This is a genomic window from Amycolatopsis sp. A133, assembly GCF_031082405.1.
Lineage (GTDB): Bacteria > Actinomycetota > Actinomycetes > Mycobacteriales > Pseudonocardiaceae > Amycolatopsis.
The window spans coordinates 111,732-130,672 of record NZ_JAVHJU010000009.1; the positions used below are offsets into that span (position 1 = coordinate 111,732).

General features: G+C 72.0%; 13 protein-coding genes. 6 read left to right on the forward strand and 7 right to left on the reverse strand.

The window, feature by feature from the left end:
* Window positions 1-312: 312 nt before the first annotated feature.
* Both Q5425_RS12350 and Q5425_RS12355 read left to right on the forward strand, forming a co-directional pair.
* The gene (locus tag Q5425_RS12350; protein WP_308672489.1) at window positions 313-4,872 is read left to right on the forward strand and encodes a HAMP domain-containing protein; all 4,560 of its coding nucleotides are present in this window, start codon (window positions 313-315) and stop codon (window positions 4,870-4,872) included.
* Window positions 4,869-7,259 carry a SpoIIE family protein phosphatase gene (locus Q5425_RS12355; protein WP_308672315.1) on the forward strand — a complete coding sequence of 797 codons (2,391 nt, stop codon included), beginning with the start codon at window positions 4,869-4,871 and terminating at the stop codon, window positions 7,257-7,259. Before Q5425_RS12350 ends, Q5425_RS12355 begins: the two co-directional genes overlap by 4 nt.
* A 178-nt stretch (window positions 7,260-7,437) precedes the next feature.
* Here the strand turns inward: Q5425_RS12355 and Q5425_RS12360 are convergent, their stop codons facing one another.
* Together Q5425_RS12360 and Q5425_RS12365 are read right to left on the reverse strand one after the other, a co-directional pair.
* Window positions 7,438-8,532, reverse strand: a complete 1,095-nt coding sequence (locus Q5425_RS12360) for an ionic transporter y4hA (protein WP_308672316.1) — start codon at window positions 8,530-8,532, stop codon at window positions 7,438-7,440.
* Window positions 8,533-8,583: 51 nt separating this feature from the next.
* Window positions 8,584-9,498, reverse strand: a complete 915-nt coding sequence (locus tag Q5425_RS12365) for a LysR family transcriptional regulator (RefSeq protein WP_308672317.1) — start codon at window positions 9,496-9,498, stop codon at window positions 8,584-8,586.
* A 70-nt stretch (window positions 9,499-9,568) separates the two neighbouring features.
* On the opposite strand from Q5425_RS12365, the gene Q5425_RS12370 reads away from it, so the two are divergent.
* On the forward strand, window positions 9,569-11,302 hold the full coding sequence (locus Q5425_RS12370; protein WP_308672318.1) for a pyruvate dehydrogenase: 1,734 nt from the start codon (window positions 9,569-9,571) through the stop codon (window positions 11,300-11,302).
* A gap of 61 nt (window positions 11,303-11,363) precedes the next feature.
* On the opposite strand, the gene Q5425_RS12375 is transcribed toward Q5425_RS12370, so the two are convergent.
* Window positions 11,364-12,197, reverse strand: a complete 834-nt coding sequence (locus Q5425_RS12375) for an urea carboxylase-associated family protein (RefSeq protein WP_308672319.1) — start codon at window positions 12,195-12,197, stop codon at window positions 11,364-11,366.
* Between the two features lie 155 nt (window positions 12,198-12,352).
* On the opposite strand from Q5425_RS12375, the gene Q5425_RS12380 reads away from it, so the two are divergent.
* Window positions 12,353-13,441, forward strand: coding sequence for a hypothetical protein (locus tag Q5425_RS12380; protein WP_308672320.1), 1,089 nt, complete (start codon window positions 12,353-12,355; stop codon window positions 13,439-13,441).
* A 94-nt stretch (window positions 13,442-13,535) separates the two neighbouring features.
* Window positions 13,536-14,204, forward strand: a complete 669-nt coding sequence (locus tag Q5425_RS12385) for an HNH endonuclease family protein (RefSeq protein ID WP_308672321.1) — start codon at window positions 13,536-13,538, stop codon at window positions 14,202-14,204.
* Here the strand turns inward: Q5425_RS12385 and Q5425_RS12390 are convergent.
* Complete coding sequence (locus Q5425_RS12390) at window positions 14,201-14,977, reverse strand: fructosamine kinase family protein (protein ID WP_308672322.1); 777 nt, start codon at window positions 14,975-14,977, stop codon at window positions 14,201-14,203. The genes Q5425_RS12385 and Q5425_RS12390 overlap by 4 nt on opposite strands.
* 53 nt (window positions 14,978-15,030) lie before the next feature.
* Here Q5425_RS12390 and Q5425_RS12395 point away from each other — a divergent pair, with 53 nt between their 5' ends.
* Window positions 15,031-15,387, forward strand: a complete 357-nt coding sequence (locus Q5425_RS12395; protein WP_308672323.1) for an MmcQ/YjbR family DNA-binding protein — start codon at window positions 15,031-15,033, stop codon at window positions 15,385-15,387.
* Here Q5425_RS12395 and Q5425_RS12400 read toward each other — a convergent pair.
* The 3 genes from Q5425_RS12400 to Q5425_RS12410 all read right to left on the reverse strand — a co-directional run bounded on the left by Q5425_RS12400 (window position 15,312) and on the right by Q5425_RS12410 (window position 18,621).
* Entirely contained in the window at window positions 15,312-16,175 is an 864-nt protein-coding gene (locus tag Q5425_RS12400; RefSeq protein WP_308672324.1) for a GNAT family N-acetyltransferase, read from the reverse strand. The two genes, Q5425_RS12395 and Q5425_RS12400, sit on opposite strands and share 76 nt — an antisense overlap.
* A 43-nt stretch (window positions 16,176-16,218) precedes the next feature.
* On the reverse strand, window positions 16,219-18,291 hold the full coding sequence (locus Q5425_RS12405) for a putative Ig domain-containing protein (protein WP_308672490.1): 2,073 nt from the start codon (window positions 18,289-18,291) through the stop codon (window positions 16,219-16,221).
* Between the two features lie 108 nt (window positions 18,292-18,399).
* Entirely contained in the window at window positions 18,400-18,621 is a 222-nt protein-coding gene (locus Q5425_RS12410) for a hypothetical protein (protein WP_308672325.1), read from the reverse strand.
* Window positions 18,622-18,941 lie beyond the last annotated feature (320 nt).

Below are 18,941 nucleotides of genomic sequence, written 5' to 3' on the forward strand. Positions count from 1 at the left end.
GTGTCACCGTGGAGTGTCCACACCGGACGCCGAATCCGGGCGCGGCGAAGCGCGGCGACGGCGCCGGAGCGCGGGCCACCGAACCCCGGAGCGGCGTTCAGCCGAACGGGTCAATGCGGCCGGATGGCCTGGGGGAGAAGGAAAGGCTTCGAGCACCGCCGGGGAGCGCGCGCGGACACGGGCGCGGCTGGTTGCTCAACCGTTGCCGCCCATCTTAGTGCAGCTGCACTATGCTGAGCCATCCGGTGTGCACACAGCGGGACGGCGCCGCGGTGCCGGCGAACGAAGGAACGGTGGCGGATGGGTGGGGCAATGGTCGACGGTGTGCGCCCGGGTGCGGGGGCGGACACCTCGGGCGTGGGCGAGGCCGGGGAGCAGGAGCTGCGCCGGTTGCTGGCCGGCCTGACCGCCGTGCGCGACGGCGACTTCGGCATCCGGCTGCCCGGCGGGGCGGACGGCCTGCTCGGCGAGATCGCCACGGTCTTCAACGGCATGGCCGACCAGCTGTCGCTGTTCACCTCCGAGGTCACCCGCGTCGCGCGGGAGGTCGGCAGCGAGGGGCAGCTCGGCGGGCAGGCGAAGGTCCCCGGCGTGTCCGGCACGTGGAAGGACCTCACCGACTCGGTCAACGCCATGGCGGGAAATCTCACCACCCAGGTTCGGGACATCGCCCAGGTGGCGACCGCGGTGGCGAAGGGCGACCTGTCGCAGAAGATCGACGTCGACGCCCGCGGCGAGATCCTCGAGCTGAAGGACACCGTCAACACGATGGTGGACCAGCTGTCGTCCTTCGCGGACGAGGTCACCCGGGTGGCGCGCGAGGTGGGCAGCGAAGGCCGCCTCGGCGGCCAGGCCCAGGTCCCCGGCGTCGGCGGCGTGTGGCGCGACCTCACCGACTCGGTGAACTTCATGGCCGGGAACCTGACCGACCAGGTCCGCAACATCGCCCAGGTGACCACGGCGGTCGCGAAGGGCGATCTCTCGCAGAAGATCACCGTCGACGCCCGCGGCGAAATCCTCGAACTCAAGAACACGATCAACACGATGGTCGACCAGCTGTCGTCGTTCGCCGACGAAGTCACCCGCGTGGCCCGCGAAGTGGGCACCGAGGGCCGGCTGGGCGGTCAAGCCGACGTCAAGGGCGTCTCGGGCACCTGGCGCGACCTCACCGACTCGGTGAACTTCATGGCGGGCAACCTGACCGACCAGGTCCGCAACATCGCCCAGGTCGCCACCGCGGTGGCCAGCGGGGACCTTTCGCAGAAGATCAACGTCACCGCCCGCGGCGAGGTCCTGGAGCTCAAGGACACGCTGAACACGATGGTCGATCAGCTGTCCGCGTTCGCGGACGAGGTCACCCGGGTGGCGCGCGAGGTGGGCACCGAGGGCCGGCTGGGCGGCCAGGCCGACGTCAAGGGCGTCTCCGGTACCTGGAAGGACCTCACCGAGTCGGTCAACGTCATGGCCGACAACCTCACCGCGCAGGTCCGCTCGATCGCCCAGGTCACCACCGCGGTCGCCCGCGGTGACCTGTCCCAGAAGATCCGGGTCGACGCCCGCGGCGAGATCCTCGAGCTGAAGGACACCATCAACACGATGGTGGATCAGCTGTCCGCGTTCGCGGACGAGGTCACCCGGGTGGCCCGCGAGGTCGGCACCGAGGGCAACCTCGGCGGGCAGGCAACCGTCCGCGGCGTGTCCGGGACCTGGAAGAACCTCACCGACAACGTCAACGTCATGGCGTCCAACCTGACCGGCCAGGTGCGCTCGATCGCCCAGGTCGCCACCGCGGTCGCGCGCGGCGACCTGTCGGGCAAGATCACCGTCGAGGCCAAGGGCGAGGTCGCGGCGCTGGCCGACGTCATCAACACGATGGTCGACACGCTGTCGGCGTTCGCGGACGAGGTCACCCGCGTGGCCCGCGAGGTCGGCACCGAGGGCATGCTCGGCGGCCAGGCGCGCGTGCCGAACGTGGCCGGCACCTGGAAGGACCTCACCGACAACGTCAACTCGATGGCGAACAACCTCACCGGGCAGGTCCGCAACATCGCCCAGGTGACCACCGCCGTCGCGCAGGGTGACCTGACCCGCAAGATCGACGTCGACGCCCGCGGCGAGATCCTCGAGCTCAAGACCACGATCAACACGATGGTCGACCAGCTCTCGGCGTTCGCCGCGGAGGTCACGCGCGTGGCGCGCGAGGTCGGCAGCGAGGGCCGGCTCGGCGGCCAGGCCGAGGTCGAAGGCGTGTCCGGCACGTGGAAGCGGCTGACGGAGAACGTCAACGAGCTGGCCGGCAACCTCACCCGGCAGGTCCGCGCGATCGCCGAGGTGACCAGCGCGGTCGCCGAGGGCGACCTGACCCGCTCGATCACCGTCGACGCCTCCGGTGAGGTCGCCGAGCTGAAGGACAACATCAACTCGATGGTGGAGTCGCTGCGCGAGACGACGCGGGCGAACCAGGAGCAGGACTGGCTGAAGTCCAACCTGGCCACGATCACCGGGCTGATGCAGGGCCGCCGCGACCTCGCCGTGGTCGCGGCCGCGGTGATGGACGAGCTCGTCCCGCTGGTCAACGCCCAGTTCGGTGCGTTCTACCTGGCCGACGACACCGCCGAGGTGCCGGAGCTGCGGCTGGTCGGCGCCTACGGCCACCCCGAGTCCGGCGCGGCCGGCAACGTCCCCACCGTGCGGTTCCGGATCGGCCAGTCGCTGGTCGGGCAGGCCGCCCGCAGCCGCCGCCCGATCGCGGTGGACGACGTGCCGCCCGGCTACGCCACGATTTCCTCCGGTCTGGGCAGCACCGCGCCCGCCGGGCTGATCGTGCTGCCGATCGTGGTCGAGGACCAGGTGCTCGGCGTCATCGAACTGGCGTCGGTGCACGGCTTCACCGCGGTGCACCGCGCGTTCCTGGAACTGCTGATGGAGCAGATCGGCGTCAACGTCAACAGCATCGTCGCCAACGCCCGCACCGACGAGCTGCTCGGCGAGTCGCAGCGGCTGACCGCGGAACTGCAGGCCCGGTCGGAGGAACTGCAGGCCCGGCAGGAAGAACTCCAGTCCTCCAACGCCGAGCTCGAGGAGAAGGCGGCGCTGCTGGTCACGCAGAACCGCGACATCGAGACGAAGAACCTCGAGATCGAGCAGGCCCGGCAGGAGCTGGAGGCCCGCGCCCAGCAGCTGACGCTGGCGTCGAAGTACAAGTCGGAGTTCCTGGCCAACATGAGCCACGAGCTGCGCACCCCGCTCAACAGCCTGCTGATCCTCGCGCAGCTGCTCGCGCAGAACCCCACCCGCAACCTCACCTCGAAGCAGGTCGAGTACGCCGGCATCATCCACTCCGCGGGCTCGGACCTGCTGCAGCTGATCAACGACATCCTCGACCTGTCGAAGGTCGAGGCCGGGAAGATGGACGTCACCCCGGAGCAGGTGTCGCTGCGCCAGCTCATCGACTACGTCGAGGCGACGTTCCGGCCGATGACCTCCCAGCGCAACCTGGACTTCCGGATCACCGTCGCGCCCGGCTCGTCCCCCGAGCTGCTCACCGACGACTCCCGGCTGCGGCAGGTGCTGCGCAACCTGCTGTCCAACGCGGTCAAGTTCACCGAGGTCGGCGGGATCGAGCTGCACATCGAGCCGGTGGACCCGGAAACCCTGCCGCGACCGCTGCGCGTGCACGGGCCCGCCGTCGCCTTCCGCGTCACCGACACCGGCATCGGGATCGCCGAGCACCAGCTCGAATCGATCTTCGGGGCGTTCCAGCAGGCCGATGGCACGACCAGCCGCAAGTACGGCGGCACCGGGCTCGGCCTGTCGATCAGCCGCGAGATCGCGCAGCTGCTCGGCGGCGTCATCACCGCCGAAAGCACCCTGGGCGAGGGCAGCACGTTCACCTTCACGCTGCCGGTCGCGCGCCCGGACTTCGCGCCGCTGCCCGCGGGGGAGCACCCCGGCACCGCGCTCGCGACGACCGACTCCGGTGCCCCCGCCCCGGCGTCGGGGCCGCGCGCGTACCGGCGGCTGCTGGTCGTCGAGGAACGCCAGCACGGGCTGCTCACGCTCGTCGCCGAGAGCGCGGCGGCCGACCTCTCCGACAGCCGCGACATCGGCCTCTCGCCCGCCGACGTCGAGGTCGTGACGGCGGTCGGCACGCAGGAGGCGGCGGCCGCGCTCGCCACCGACGCCTACCACTGCGTGGTGCTCGACCTGGACCTGCCGGACCGGACCGCGTTCACGTTCCTCGACGCGATGCAGGGCGACAGCGCGCTGCGGCTGGTGCCGGTGCTCGCGCACAACAGCCGCCGCCTCGACAGCGAGCTCGAACAGCTGGTGCAGTCCCGCTCGGACGTGCAGTCCCTGGAGGTGCTGTCCGGGCTGGACGAACTGCGCGAGCGGATCGCCCTGCACCTGTCGGCCGAGGAGCCGGGGGCGGTGCTGCCGCTGGTCCGCCCGGACGAGCCGGCCACGCCGGTGCGGGCGGCCGACGTCGACACCACCCTGGCCGGGCGGACGGTGCTGATCGTCGACGACGACCCGCGCAACGTCTACGCGCTGACCGGGATCCTGGAGCTGCACGGGATGCACGTGCTGCACGCCGAGGACGGCCGCAAGGGCGTCGAGACCGTCGCTTCGCACCCCGGCATCGACCTGATCCTGATGGACGTGATGATGCCGGAGATGGACGGCTACACCGCGACGGCGAAGATCCGCGCGATGCCCGAGCACGCCGGCATCCCGATCGTCGCGGTGACGGCGAAGGCGATGCCGGGTGACCGGGAGAAGAGCCTCGCTTCGGGTGCGACCGACTACGTGACGAAACCGGTTGATGCGGACGACCTGGTCGCCCGCATCAAGCGGCACGTGACGGCGTGATCGGCGACGAGAGGTTGCCTGCCGAAGACCAAGGCATTCCCGTGCTGCCCCCGCCGGCCGAGGTGTCGGCCAACCTCGCCCGGCTCGCCGACACCGTCGCCCGCCTGCGCGGCGAGGTCGACCACGCGCACGCCGTCGCCGACGGCCGCGGCCTGATCGAGCTGGCCAAGGGCGTCCTGATGGAACGCCTGCACTGCACGCCGTCGGACGCGGCGAAGCAGCTGGAAACGCTGGCCGAACGGTCCGGGGTGACGCCGCTGGAGTTCGCGGCGGACGTCGTGGGGGAGGCGGCCGAGGACCGCATCACCGAGGTGACGCAGGAGTTCCTGGCCCGTGCGGAAGGCGAGGAGTCCGTCGCCGTGCGGCTGCGGACCGCCGAAAGCGGCGTGCTCGCGGCGGGGGACACCCAGCGCGTCGCGGAGTCCATTTTGGAGCACGCGCTGCGGCCGCTCGGCGCGACCGCCGTCGCGGTGTGGCTCGCCGGGCCGGACGGGTCGCTGACGCTGGCCGGCTCGGCCGGGTTCTCCGCCGAAGAGGCGGCCCGCTGGTGCTACGTCCCACCCGGGGTGGCCACGCCCGCCCGCAGCGCGCTGATCGAACGCGACACCGTCTGGTTCCCCACGCTCGCCGGCGGCGGGCTGCCCTCGATCGGGCAGCACACGCTCTCCGGCGGCGGGCGGGTGGCGGTGCCGACCGGCACCGGCGGACGGATCATCGGCGTCGTCGAGATGTGCTGGCCGGAGCCGCTGCCGCCGGAACCGGGCCGGCAGCGCCGCCAGCTGGAGGCGCTGGCCGAGCTGTGCGCGCACACCCTCGACACCTGGGACGGCGTGATCACGCCGGTGGCGGCGGACGGGTCCGGGGACTTCCTCGGCGAGCTGGTCGACTTCATCGACGGCCTGCACGACCCGGCCGTGCTGCTTTCGCCGTGCCTCGACGGCGGCGACCGGCTCAGCGACTTCCGCATCCACCACGCGAACGTCCGGTTCGCCGACCCGGGCGGGCGGCCGCGCAGCCGGATCGTCGGCACCCGGCTGCTGGAGGCGTACCCGCTCGCCGCCGAGGAGAGCGGCCTGCTCGACAAGGTCCAGCGCGTGTACGCCACCGGTGAGCCGTTCCGGGCCGACAGCATGGCGATCACGACCCTGGTCGACCAGGTGCCGCTGACCGTGCTCACCGACGTCAGCGTCACCCGCTTCGCCGGGAACGTGCTGCTGATCCTGCGCATCCAGGACGACGCGGCGAAGCTCGCGGTGCTGCTGCAGCACGCCCAGCGGCTCGGCCGCATCGGCGGCTTCGAGGAGAACGTGGTCACCGGCGTGATCACCTGGAACTCCGAGCTGTTCTCGTTGTACGGGCTGCCGCCGAACGCCATGCCGCTGTCGCTGAACGAACTGGCCGCGCACGCCCACTCCGACGACGCGCCGGCGATCGGCCGGTTCCTGCGCGGCGTGCTGCACCACAAGCGCCCGTCGTCGACGGCGTTCCGGCTGCAGCGCTCCGACGGCGTCGCCCGGTACATCCGGGTGGTCGCCGAGCCGGTCGTCGACGCCCGCGGCGAGCTGGTCGCGGTCCGCGGCGCCTACCAGGACGTCTCGTCGCAGCACTGGACCGAGGTGGCGCTGGCCGCGACGCGGGACAGGCTGGCCGAGACCGAGCAGGAGGCGATCGAGCGCAACCGGCTCGCGTTGCAGCTGCAGCGCGCGATCATGCCGCCGGCCAAGGGGCCGATCGACATGCCGGGCCTGCGTGCCGCGGTCCGCTACCGGCCCGCGGAGAAGGAGCACCTGGTCGGCGGCGACTGGTACGACGCGGTCGCCCTGCCGACCGGCGAGGTCCTGCTGTGCGTCGGCGACGTCGCCGGCCACGGCATCGACGCGGCGACCGGGATGGTGAGCCTGCGCAACGCCCTGCGCGGCCTCGCGGCGACGGGCGCCGGGCCGGCCCAGCTGCTGACGTGGCTGAACCTGGTGGCCTACCACCTCACCGACCACGTGACGGCGACCGCGGTCGCGGCGGTCTACGACCCGGCCCACCGGAAGCTCCGCTGGGCGCGGGCGGGCCACCTGCCCCCGATCGTCCGCCACCGCGACGGCTCGGCGACGACGTTGCCGCTGATCCGCGGATCCCTGCTCGGCGCGGTCCGCGACGTCGAGTACCAGGAAGAGGAGCTCCAGCTCGCCGAGGGCGACATCCTGCTGATCTACACCGACGGCCTGATCGAGCGCCGCGACCGCCCGGTCCAGGAGTCGGTCGCCCGCCTGGTGACACTGGTCGACGGCCACAACGGCGGCCTGGAGCACCAGCTGGACCGCCTGCTGACCTACAGCACGGCGGACACCGACGACGACACCTGCGTGGTCGGCATCGAGGTCACCACGTCCTGACGCGTGATGCCCCTGCAATCACGCGTGATGCCCCGCCAATCACGCATGATGCCTCTTCGATCACGAGAGATGCCGTTTTCCGCCCGGGCCGGTGAGACGAACGGGGAACCGGCCGTGATTCGCGGGGCATCTCGCGTGATCGGGCGGGCATCACGCGTGTCTGGCGGGGCATCACGGGTCAGGGGTTGATGGCCAAGACCAGGAAACCCGCCAGCAGCACCAGGTGCACGCCGCCCTGGAGGCGGGTGGCCCGGCCCGGGACCACCGTCAGGACGCTCACCACCACCGTCAACGCCAGCAGCACGATCTGCGTCGAGCCCAGGCCGAGCAGGAGCCGGCCCGGCAGCCACAGCGACGCCAGCGCGATCGCCGGGATCGTCAGGCCGATGCTCGCGATCGCCGAACCGTACGCGAGGTTCAGGCTGATCTGCATCCGGTCGCGCTGGGCGGCGCGGACCGCGGCCAGGGTTTCCGGGAGCAGCACCAGCAGCGCGATCACCACCCCGACGAACGACTGCGGGAACCCGGCCGCGCGCACGCCGGCTTCGATCGCCGGCGATTCCACCTTGGCCAGCCCGACCACCGCGACCAGCGCCACCAGCAGGAGCGCGAGGCTGCCCAGCGTCGCCCGGTTCGACGGCGGGTCCGCGTGGTCGTCCTCCTTGACGGCGCCGTCGGCCGCCACCGGGAGGAAGAAGTCGCGGTGGCGGACCGTCTGGGTCAGCACGAACGTCCCGTACAGCACCAGGGACGCCAGTGCGGCGAAAGTCAGCTGCGTGGGGGAGAACACCGGTCCGGGCGTGCTGGACGTGAACGCCGGCAGCACCAGGCTCAGCGTGGCCAGCGTCGCGACCGTCGCCAGCGCCGCCCCGCTGCCTTCCGGGTTGAACAGCGTCGAGCCGTAGCGCCGGGCGCCGACGAGCAGCGAGATGCCGACGATGCCGTTGGTCGTGATCATCACGGCGGCGAACACGGTGTCCCGGGCGAGCGAGCCCGCCTCCGGGCCGCCGGAGACCATCATCGTGACGATCAGCGCGACCTCGATGACCGTGACGGCGACCGCGAGCACGAGCGAGCCGAACGGTTCGCCCACCCGGTGGGCGACGACCTCCGCGTGGTGCACCGCGGCCAGCACGGTCGCCCCCAGTGCGACGGCGACGGCCACGAAGACCGGGCCGAGGTCGCGGCCCCAGGCGAGCGCCAGCACGAGCACGCCGAGCACCGGGGTGACGGAGGTCCAGGACAGCAGGAAGGATCTCAGCGCGGCGACCATGCCTCCACCCTCGCACACCGCCGGGGTTCCCGCGGTCCCGCACGGCGCTTCTCACATCGTCCCTTGTGGACTGTCGAAGTCGGCGGGCGCCAGCCGTGGTGCGGTGTCGAGGACGTGCCGTCGGAAGGTTTCGCTCAACGGTGGGAGGTTCCGGCCGCTCGCCCAGGCGAGCCCGATGTCGCGGGCAGCGTCCACATCGGTCAGTTCGAGGTGGGGTGCGGGGATCGGTGCCGTGGGCGGCAGCGGCAGCACGGACACGCCGAGCCCGGCGGTGACGAGGCCGCGCAGCGTCTCGACTTCGTCGCCTTCGAACCCGGTGCGCGGGGTGAACCCGGCTTCGGCGCACAGCCGTTCGGTCGCCTCGCGCAGCGCGTAACCCGGGCGCAGGAGGATGAACGTCTCGTCCGCGACGTCGGCGAGGCGGACCCGGCGGCGCCCGGCGAGCCGGTGGTGCGGGGGCAGGGCGAGGCGCAGCGGCTCGACGAGCAGCCGGGTCCAGTGCAGCTGGGGGTGGCCGGGGTCGCCGCTGGTGATGACGACGTCCGCGGTGCCGTCGAGGAGTTCCGCCTCGAGCCCGGCCTCGCCGTGCTGCCGCAGTTCGAACCGCGCGCCCGGGTGCTCGCGCAGGAAGCCGCGCAGCACCGCGGGCACCAGCCAGGTGCCGAAGGTGTGCAGGAAGGCCAGCGGCACGACCCCGGTGTCCGGCGCGACGATCTCGCCGACTTCCCGCAGGCCCAGGTCGAGCTGGTCGAGCAGGCGATCGACGTGCCGCTTGAAGGCGTGCCCGGCCGGCGTCAGCCGCAGCACCCGCCCGGAGCGGCGGAACAGCTCCGCGCCGGTGTCGTGCTCGAGCCGCCGGAGGGCCCGCGACAGGGCGGGCTGGGTGAGGTGCCCGCGCGCGGCGGTCTCGGTGACCGTGGCGCCGTCGGCGACCTCCCGGAAGAGCCGCAGCGTCTGCACGTCCATGCCATTAGTGTATGGATTTTCAGCCAATCAGGCATTGGACGCATCGATCGTCCCGGGCCAGGCTGGAGGTATGGCTACCGTGGCGGAACAACTGGTCAGGACCCTGCGCGACGCGGGGGTCGAGCGCATCTACGGCATCGTCGGCGACAGCCTGAACCCGATCGTCGACGCGGTCCGCCGCACCGACGGCATCGACTGGGTGCACGTGCGCCACGAGGAGACCGCCGCCTTCGCCGCGGCGGCCGAAGCGCAGGTCACCGGCAAGCTCGCCGTCTGCGCGGGCAGCTGCGGGCCGGGCAACCTGCACCTGATCAACGGCCTGTTCGACGCCCACCGCTCGGGAGCACCGGTGCTGGCGATCGCGTCGCACATCCCGTCGAACCAGATCGGCACCGGGTTCTTCCAGGAGACCCACCCGGACCGGCTCTTCGCCGAATGCAGCCACTTCAGCGAGCTGGTGGCCGACCCCGCGCAGCTGCCGCGGCTGCTGCGGATCGCCACGCAGACCGCCGTCGGCAAGGGCGGGGTCGCGGTGCTGACCATCCCCGGCGACCTCGCCGACCGCAAGGCCACCGGCCCGCTCACCGAGCGGCTTCCGCTGGTCACGCCGTCGCCCGCGGTGCCGCCGGCCCAGGCGGTCACCGAGCTGGCGGACCTGCTGAACTCGGGCGAGAAGGTGATGCTCTTCGCCGGCGCGGGCGTCCGCGGCGCGCACGACGAGGTCATGGCGCTGGCCGGAAAGCTCGCCGCGCCGGTCGGGCACTCGCTCGGCGGCAAGGAGTGGATCCAGTACGGCAACCCGTTCGACGTCGGCATGAGCGGCCTGCTCGGCTACGGCGCCTGCTACGACGCGATGCACGAAGCCGACCGGATCGTGCTGCTGGGCACGGATTTCCCGTACGACAAGTTCCTCCCGCAGGCCCGCACGGTGCAGATCGACCACGACCCGGCCCACCTCGGCCGCCGCACCCCGCTCGACCTGGCCGTGCACGGCGACGTGCGCGAGACGCTGCGTGCGCTGCTGCCGCTGCTGAAGCCCCGCACCGACCGGGCGTTCCTCGACCGGATGCTGCGCGAGCACGTGCGGAAGCTGGAGAAGGTCGTCGGCGCCTACACGACGAAGATCGAGCACCGCCGCCCGATCCACCCGGAGTACGTCGCTTCGGTGCTCGACGAGGTCGCGGCCGACGACGCGGTGTTCACCGTCGACACCGGCATGGGCAACGTCTGGGCCGCGCGGTACCTGACGCCGAACGGCCGCCGCCGCGTGCTGGGTTCGTTCCGGCACGGCAGCATGGCGAACGCGCTGCCGCACGCGATCGGCGCGCAGCTCGCCCAGCCGGGCCGCCAGGTCGTGTCGCTGTCGGGTGACGGCGGGCTCGCCATGCTGATGGGGGACCTGCTGACGCTGCCCGCCTACGACGTCCCGGTGAAGGTCGTGGTGTTCAACAACGCCACGCTGGGCATGGTGAAGCTCGAGATGCTCGTCGACGGCCTCCCGGACTTCGGCACCGACCACGCACCGGTGAACTTCGCGGCGATCGCGGCCGCCTGCGGCGTGTTTTCGGAGCGGGTCGAGGACCCGGCCGACGTCCGCGGCGCGCTGGAGAAGGCGTTCGCCCACCCCGGCCCGGCGGTGGTCGAGGTGGTCACCGACCCGAACGCGCTGTCGATCCCGCCTCGGATCACCGGTGAGATGGTCCGCGGCTTCGCGCTGGGCGCCACGAAGACGGTGCTCAACGGCGGCGTCGGCAAGATGGTCGACCTGGCGCGGACCAACCTGCGCAACACCCCGCGGCCGTAGCCCGGGCGGGTGCGGTCCACAGTGGACCGCACCCGGTTCGGTGCGTCGGCGCAGCTCTCGGTCACGTCGGCGGCCACTCCGGCAGCCGGGTGCCGTGCAGGCCGCGGTAGGCCGCGCGCTCCGGTGGGCGCCAGTCCGCGAGGAGCTCCGCCCGTGGCTTGAAGACCTCGACGCCGAGCGGGCGGCACGTGTCGATCGGGTCGCGGGCGTCCGGCCCCCACAGCGGGACCGAAAGGTCGCCGCCCGGGCAGGTCGACAGCGCGCACAGCAGGTCGACCTCGGCGAAGAACTCGAAGTGGTCGCCCGGCCGGGCGGGGCTGGCCTTCATGAAGTACCGGTCCTCGTTGTTGAGGCCGGTGCACTGGAAGACGTTGAGGACGTCGTGCACGTCGAACTCGGTGAGCCCGAACGGTGCGACCGCGCGGACGAGGTTCGAATGGCAGTGGAAGTCGAAGTCCTCGCCGGTGAGCATCCGGTTGACGTACGGGTCGCAACGGGTGCCGAGCAGGTCGTGGACGCGTCCGCCGTCGCCGTCGGCGCCGTGGCCGTCGAGGGTGTCGGCGGTGATGGTGGCCAGCGGGCGCAGGAACGGCAGCGTCGACCACAACCGGTCGAACGTGCTGACGTGGGCGCGCTGCAGCTGGCGGGTGCGCGCGGCCCAGAACCGTTCGCGCGGGTCGTCGGCGTGCCAGAGGTTGAGGTCGCCGACCTGCGGTCCCTCGACGGTCCGGAGGCGGCAGAGGTGCCCGCGCGGCACCCGCCACGCGCGTCCCGAGCGGATCGGGACCTCGAACGCGTCGACGAGTTCCCGGCCGTCTTCGACGGCGAGCCGCCGGTAAAAGGGCCGGTCGACGTCGAGGGCACGGCCTCGGTACGCGGCTGGGGGTGAAGCCATCGGCGGTCTCCCTGATCGGTGGTAGGAACCGCTCCAGGATGCCCCGGCTACACACGGTGGTGATCGACCACTCGTTCGGCTGCTGGGGCGGCGGTGGGGTTGCCTCCTACCGTCGGAGGAGCGCTCGCCGTTTTGTCGTGGGAGGTGTGATCGGCGTGCTCGTGGCCCTCCAGCGCACCGCCGAAGACCGCCGCCTCCCCGCGGCGGCGGAGCACGTGGTGGGACTGTTGCGGTCGTGGGGCCCGGGGCCGGAGCACCTGACGGGCCTCGCGCTGGCGGGCATCGCGCTGCCGAGCCGGCTGGGGCCGCGGTTCGTGGACGCGCTGGTGTTCACCCGGTACGGCGTGGTGGTGATCGCCGCGCACGAACCGGGGCCGGCGCAGTGGCCGGGCCCGGACGAGCGGGCAGGAGCGGGAGTGGCGGCCGCGAAGGGCGCGCTGGGCGGGCATGAGGGCGGCAGGTATGTGACGGGGCTGGTCGCGGTGGTCCCGGCGGCGGATCCGGGGGCGAGCGAGCCTGAAGCGGACCCGGAGTTGTGGGGGCCGGAACCCGCGTCGGCGCCGCCCGGCCGCCGGCCGGTGGCGGGCTCGTCGGAGGGCCGGTCGGAGGCTGCCCCAGCTCCGGGACCCGGCCCCCGAAGGGGCAGCTGGGCGGCCCCGCCGCAGACCCGGTTCGAGGGTGTCCCGGAGCCGGGACCCGACCCCCGAAGCAGCAGCTGGGCGGCCCCGCCGCAGACCCGGTCCGAGGGTGCCCCAGCGCCGGGACCCGGCCCCCAAAACACCCCACCGACGTTCCACTGGCGTGCCCCCGAGCCCGTGCCCGGTGTTGCGGTCGTGCTCGCCGATCCCCGTGGCCTGCGGCGGATCATCGCCCAGCACAACCGGTGGCGGACCGTCTGGTCGGCCGATGACGTCCTCGACGCCTGCTACGCCCTCTCCCTCGCCCACCTCGCTCCACCGCGGGCGGCGCTGATCGCGGATGGCTTCCCGGCCCGGCTTCCGGTGCTCGACCGGCTGCCGGAACTGCCCGCCGTGATTCCCGTCCTCCCGGAACCGCCTCCGCCCGCGGCCGAGGACGATGCCGTTGCGTGGACGCCGGCGGTGCGCGGGCCCGGCTCGGCCGTCTTCCCGCGGCCGCGGCCGATCCGGCAGGTTCCGTGGGGGCTCGTCTTTGTGCTCACCGTGCTCGTCACCGTGGGGATCGTCGCCGCCGTCTTTGTCGCCCAGGTCTTCCACGGCTCCTGAACTGCCCCGATCGTTTCGCGTCAACGGGACCGGCTGCACCGTTTCCCCCGCGCCTCCGCTGGGCACCTCCGGGTAGACGTGAAAGGGGTTCACGATGCCGCGCACCCGAGCGCTTGTCCTGCTGGCCGTCCTCGCCGGTTCGTCCCTCACTGGGTGCAAGCTCGCCGACGAGCTGGCGTCCGGGGCCGGGCCGGTGACCCAGGCGCCCGGCACGGTCGCCGCTCCGCCGATCTCGCCCGACCAGGCGCGGACCGAACTGGCCGCCCTCAAGGTCGCCGTGCGCGGGACCATGGACGGCTACAGCCGTGACGAGTTCCCGCACTGGGACAAGGTCGACGCGAACTGCGACGTCCGGGAGCAGGTGCTCAAGCGCGACGGCAAGGACGTCAAGACCGACGCGCAGTGCGCGGCGAAGTCCGGCACCTGGGTCAGCCCCTACGACGGCGAGACCTGGCACAAGGCGTCCGATGTGGACATCGACCACGTCGTCCCGCTCGGGCAGGCCTGGGTCAGCGGCGCGAAGAGCTGGACGCGGGAACGGCGGGAGCAGTTCGCGAACGACCTCGTCCGGCCGCAGCTGAAGGCGGTCACCGACAACCTCAACGTGCAGAAGAGCGACAAGGCCCCGGACGCCTGGAAGCCGCCGCTCGTGTCGTACTGGTGCGCCTACGCCACCGACTGGATCGTGGTGAAGCGCAACTACGGCCTGACGATCACCGTCCCGGAGCAGAAGGCGCTGGAGTCGATGTTGCAGCGCTGCTAGAAGGAACGCGCCGCGGAGACCGCCTGGCCGGCGTAGGACGGTCCGAACAGGACGGTGTGCACCAGCAGCGGGAACAGCTGGTGCAGCCCGATCCGGTCGCGCCACCCGGCCGCCAGTGGCGTCACCTCTTCGTAGGCGACGACGACACGATCGAGGTGCGGGCAGCCGAACAGGCGCAGCATGGCCAGGTCCGTCTCGCGGTGCCCGCCGTGCGCGGCCGGATCGATCAGCCACACCTGGTGCCCGTCCCACAGGACGTTGCCGTTCCAGAGGTCGCCGTGCAGCCGCGCGGGCGGCTCCGCCGAAGCCGGGATCCGCGCGCAGGCCCGCTCGAACACCGCCGCTTCGGACGGGCCGAACGTTCCCGCGTCCACCGCCAGGCGGACGTAGGGCAGCACGCGGTCGGACGCGTACCAGGCCGCCCAGTCGCCGGCCGGGACATTGGCCATCGGCGCCCGGCCGATCCACGCCTCCGCCGGTCCGTCCGGCGGCGGTGCGCCGAACGCCGGAGCGCCCGCCGTGTGCAACCCGGCCAGCCCGCGGCCGAAACGGTCCGCGGCCGACGCCGACGGGCGCCCGGCCGGGACACGGTCGATCACCAGCCGGTCCCGGTCGTGGCTGTGCACGGCGGGTATCGGGACCGTGCCCGCCGCAGCCAGCCAGCGCAGGCCCGCCGCCTCGGCCGCCGCGGCCCCGGGAGCGTGGCCCCGCTTGACGACCACCTCGCGGCCGTCGTCAAGGACGGCTTCGCGGACGTCTCCGGGCTCGCTCATGTTCCGCACGGTACCGGCGCGCTACGGTGGTCGCCGGAGATTGGGGGACGACGGTGACGGTGCAGGTCCGGGAACTCGAACAGCTGCTCGGAACGCTGGCGGAGGTCCAGCGCTCGGAGGCGCGCGACTACTCGTCGTTCAGCGTGCGCGGCAAGCGGTTCGGCTACTTCTGGCCGCGGACCCGGACCGTCGGCCTCAAGCAGACCGTTTCCGAACAGCTGGCGCTGGTCTCGGAGCGGCCGGACGTGTTCGAGGTGCAGTTCACCGCGGGCGGGTTCGGCTGGGTGGTCGTGTACCTCGACGGCATCGACGCCGAAGAGCTCGCCGAGCTCCTCTACGAGGCCTGGCGGCTGTCCGCGCCGGAGGAGCTCGTCGCGGAGGTGCCCTTCACCAGGATCGCCCGGGCGTAGAGCAGGTCGAACCCCTGCCGCTGGGCGTTCTGCTGCGACTTCGACCCCGGCAGCGTGGTGACGATGGCGACGTCGCACCCGGCCGCGGTGGCCGCGGCGAGCCGGGTGCGCAGCAGTGCCGTCTGGACGCCGCGGCGGCGGTGGGCCGGCATGGTGGCGGCGCCGGCGAACTGCGCGATCCCGTCGGTGACCCGGAAACTCGCGCCGCCGGCGAACTCGCCGTTCCGTTCCGCCGTGTACCGCCGGACCCCGGCCATGTCCCGCAGCGCGTTCACGATGATCTCGGGGGAGAAGTCTTCGTGCGAAGGCAGGCCTTCGGTATCGGTGACCATGGAGGCACCGGCGATGGCGGCCAGCCAGGTTTCGAGCTCGTCGTCCCGGCACGGCCGGACCTCGCCGGCGGCGGCTTCCACCGGGCCGCCGAGGCGCCGGCCGAGCACGTTCTCGTACGACTCCAGCCGGTAGCCGCGCGCGGTCAGGAACGTCCCGACGGACGGATCGGCCAGGTGGCACAGCTCGACTTGCACCGGCGCGCCCAGCTCGGCGAAGACCGCTTCCACCTCGTCGAGGTCGTCGGGCAGGCCGGCGAAGCCGAGGCCCGCGACCTTGTTGAACGGTGAGCCCGCTTCGGCGAAGGCCGCGACACCTCCGGCGAGCGGGCGTGTGAAGCCGAGGTCATCCCCGAGCCGCGCGCGGGCAGCAGCACTGCACGCGGCGACGAACCGTGCTTCCGCGCGTTCGATGCGCTCGGCCAGAGCTGTGTCGCAAAAGAGCCGTTCCCCGTCCACATCCCCACAGTGGCGGACGCGGACGGGGAACTCCAACCGTTTTTCAGCCTTCCACCCGGTGCGAAGCCCAGAACGACGTCAGGTCGGTCGACCCGGCCGCCGCCTGCGCCGCGGCCTTGAACTCCGCCGTGGTCGACACGCCGTACCAGTGCGACTGCGCGTACGACTTCAGCAGGTTCGCCATCGCCGTGTCGCCGATCAGCCGCCGCAGGTCGTGCAGCGTGCACTTGCCGTAGTTGTAGACCACCGTCGAGTACCGGGACGAATGCGCGTCCCAGTAGGCCATCGAGTTGCTCAGCTTCTCCGCGCTCGACTGCCACGTGATGCCGCAGCCGCTGCCGGTGATCCCGCGGTAGAGGTCGGTGGCGTAGTCGGTGAAGCTCTCGTCGAGCCACGGGGAGGTGTACTCGTCGTCGCCGACGATGCCGTACCACCACTGGTGGGCGATCTCGTGCGGCAGCGCCACGTTCGACACCAGGTCGAGCACGAAGCCCGGGTACTCCATGCCGCCGAACCAGAAGTTGTTGTCCAGCACCACGTCCAGCTCGCCGTACGGGTAATCGCCGAAGCGGCCCGAATGGACGTCGACGGAGTCGGCGGCCAGCGCCAGCATCGAGTTCGCGCTGCTCGTGGAAATCCCGCCGACCGAGTAGACGTTGACCCGCACGCCCTTGCCGGACGTCGTCGAGATCTTCGCGAACGGCCCGGCGGCCCACGCGAAGTCCCGCACCTTGGCCGCCACCGCGTGCGTGGTGGTCGTGGTGCCGCTGGTGGTCTCGGTCGAGGTGCCGGTGGCCGGGGTCAGCAGCGACGCCGGGTGGACGAGGGTGACGTCGAAGTCGCCGATCACCGTGTAGAACGACTCGCCGTTGTTCGTGTAGGGGTCGAGGTGCCAGCCCGCGCCGTCGCGGACCGCGAGCACCGGCAGCGCGTTGCCGATCATGTTGTACGCGCCGTCGTGGCCGAACCGGTCGGCGCCGCTGGGCACGACGATCTTCAGGTCGAACCCGATGGTCGCCGACTGCCCCTGGGCCAGCGGCGCGGGCAGGGTGATCTTCAAGGCCGTGCAGTTCACGCTCAGCGCCGATGGCGTGCCGCCGGTGACGTTGGTGACGGTGATCGGCGTCGTCGGGCAGGCGCCGTGGTAGTTGTCCCAGAGCCGCAGGTAGACCTCGGGCAGCGCGGTCGCCGAACCGTTGGTGAAGCCGACGCTCTGGTGCCCGGTCCAGGTGTCGCCCGCGGTGTTCGAGGTCAGGTTCACCGTGTACGCGGGGTTGACCGGCGTGCGCGTCGAGTCGGCGGGTGCGGCCGAGATCGTCCAGGTGAACGTGGCGCTGCCGCTGTTGCCGGCCGGGTCCTTCGCCGTCACGGTCACCGAGGAGGTGCCCGCGGCGGTCGGCGTGCCGGTGATCTTGCCGGTGCCCGCCCCGATCGCGAGGCCGGCGGGCAGGCCGGTGGCGCTGTAGGTGAGCGCGTCGCCCTGCGGGTCGCTCGCCTGGATCTGCAGTGCCGCGGCTTGGCCGACGGCGCCGGTCCGGGCGCCCGGCGAGGTGACGACCGGCGACTGCGGGTTGCTCGTCCCGGTCGTGGTCAGCGAGAAGTCGTCGAGGAGGAAGTTGGTGGCCAGGCTGGAGTCCTCGGTGCCGGTGATCTTCAGCGTCACCGTCTGACCGAGGTAGCGGGAGACGTCCACCGTGCGCTGGACGTAGCCGGTGTTCTTGTCGAGGTTCGAGTAGCTCGCCAGCGTGTCGGAGCCCGCCTGCACCAGCAGCTTGTCGTACTTCGTGCTGGTCGTCGTCTCCTTGGTGTCGATGTGCGACCACCACGACAGCGTCGCCGACGCGCAGCCGGCGGGGAGCGTCAGCGACTGGGACAGGGTGTCGGTGTGCGTGCTGCCGGTGCCGTCCAGCCAGGCGACCGCCGTCCCGCCGTGTGCGGGTTCCGCCGCGGTGGCCGCGGAGATGACCCCGCTGGTCTGGGTCCACGGCGCGGTGCCGCTCTCGAACCCGCCGTTGCCGACGATCTGGTCACCGCAGACCGCGGCGGCCTGGGCCGGCGCGGCGACGGCGACTGTGCCCAGCAGGCCGGTGGCCACGCCGAGCGCAGCAGAAAGCACCCTCGATCTCATGGAGGTCGTCCTTTCCCGGCTCCGCCCGTGGGAGCCAGGAGAAGCGTCCTCTGCGGTCCGGGCCGCAACAACCCGCCATGAGTCGGGTTCGGCGGCTCAGGCCTGCTGGAGCACGTTCAGCAGGATGACCAGCAGCGCGATGGCCCCGGCGACCGCGAGGCACGCGGACACCGCGGACCGGATCATTTCCCCGAACCCCTTCGCGGTGCGGGCCCGGTAGGCGGAGTAGTTGGCGCGGGCCTCGCGGGCGCTGTGGACGCGGCTGCCGACGAGCAGCCCGGCGCCCAGTGCGAGGAGGACGGCGATGAAAACGGACACGAGCGAGTCCCTTCCGGACGGGAACGGTGGACGGTGTTCCTTTCTAGACCTGGCGGACGCCGTGCGCCACGGCTTGTCGGAATCCGCCGGTGGGGCCGGAAGACCCTGGTGGTCGCGGCGCCCCGCGTTCCTCGGAACACCGCCGGGACCGATCCGCGGTATTCGTAGTTTTCCCTGTCCGGCAGGGAGAATACGAGTGTCCGGGCGTCCGGATCGAACATCCACTTCGGACTGATGTCGATCAAGGCACCTTGATGTGCGGAACTTGTACACCGCATGGGGAGCTTGGGACCTTCCGACAGGGAGGACGAAATGGGTAC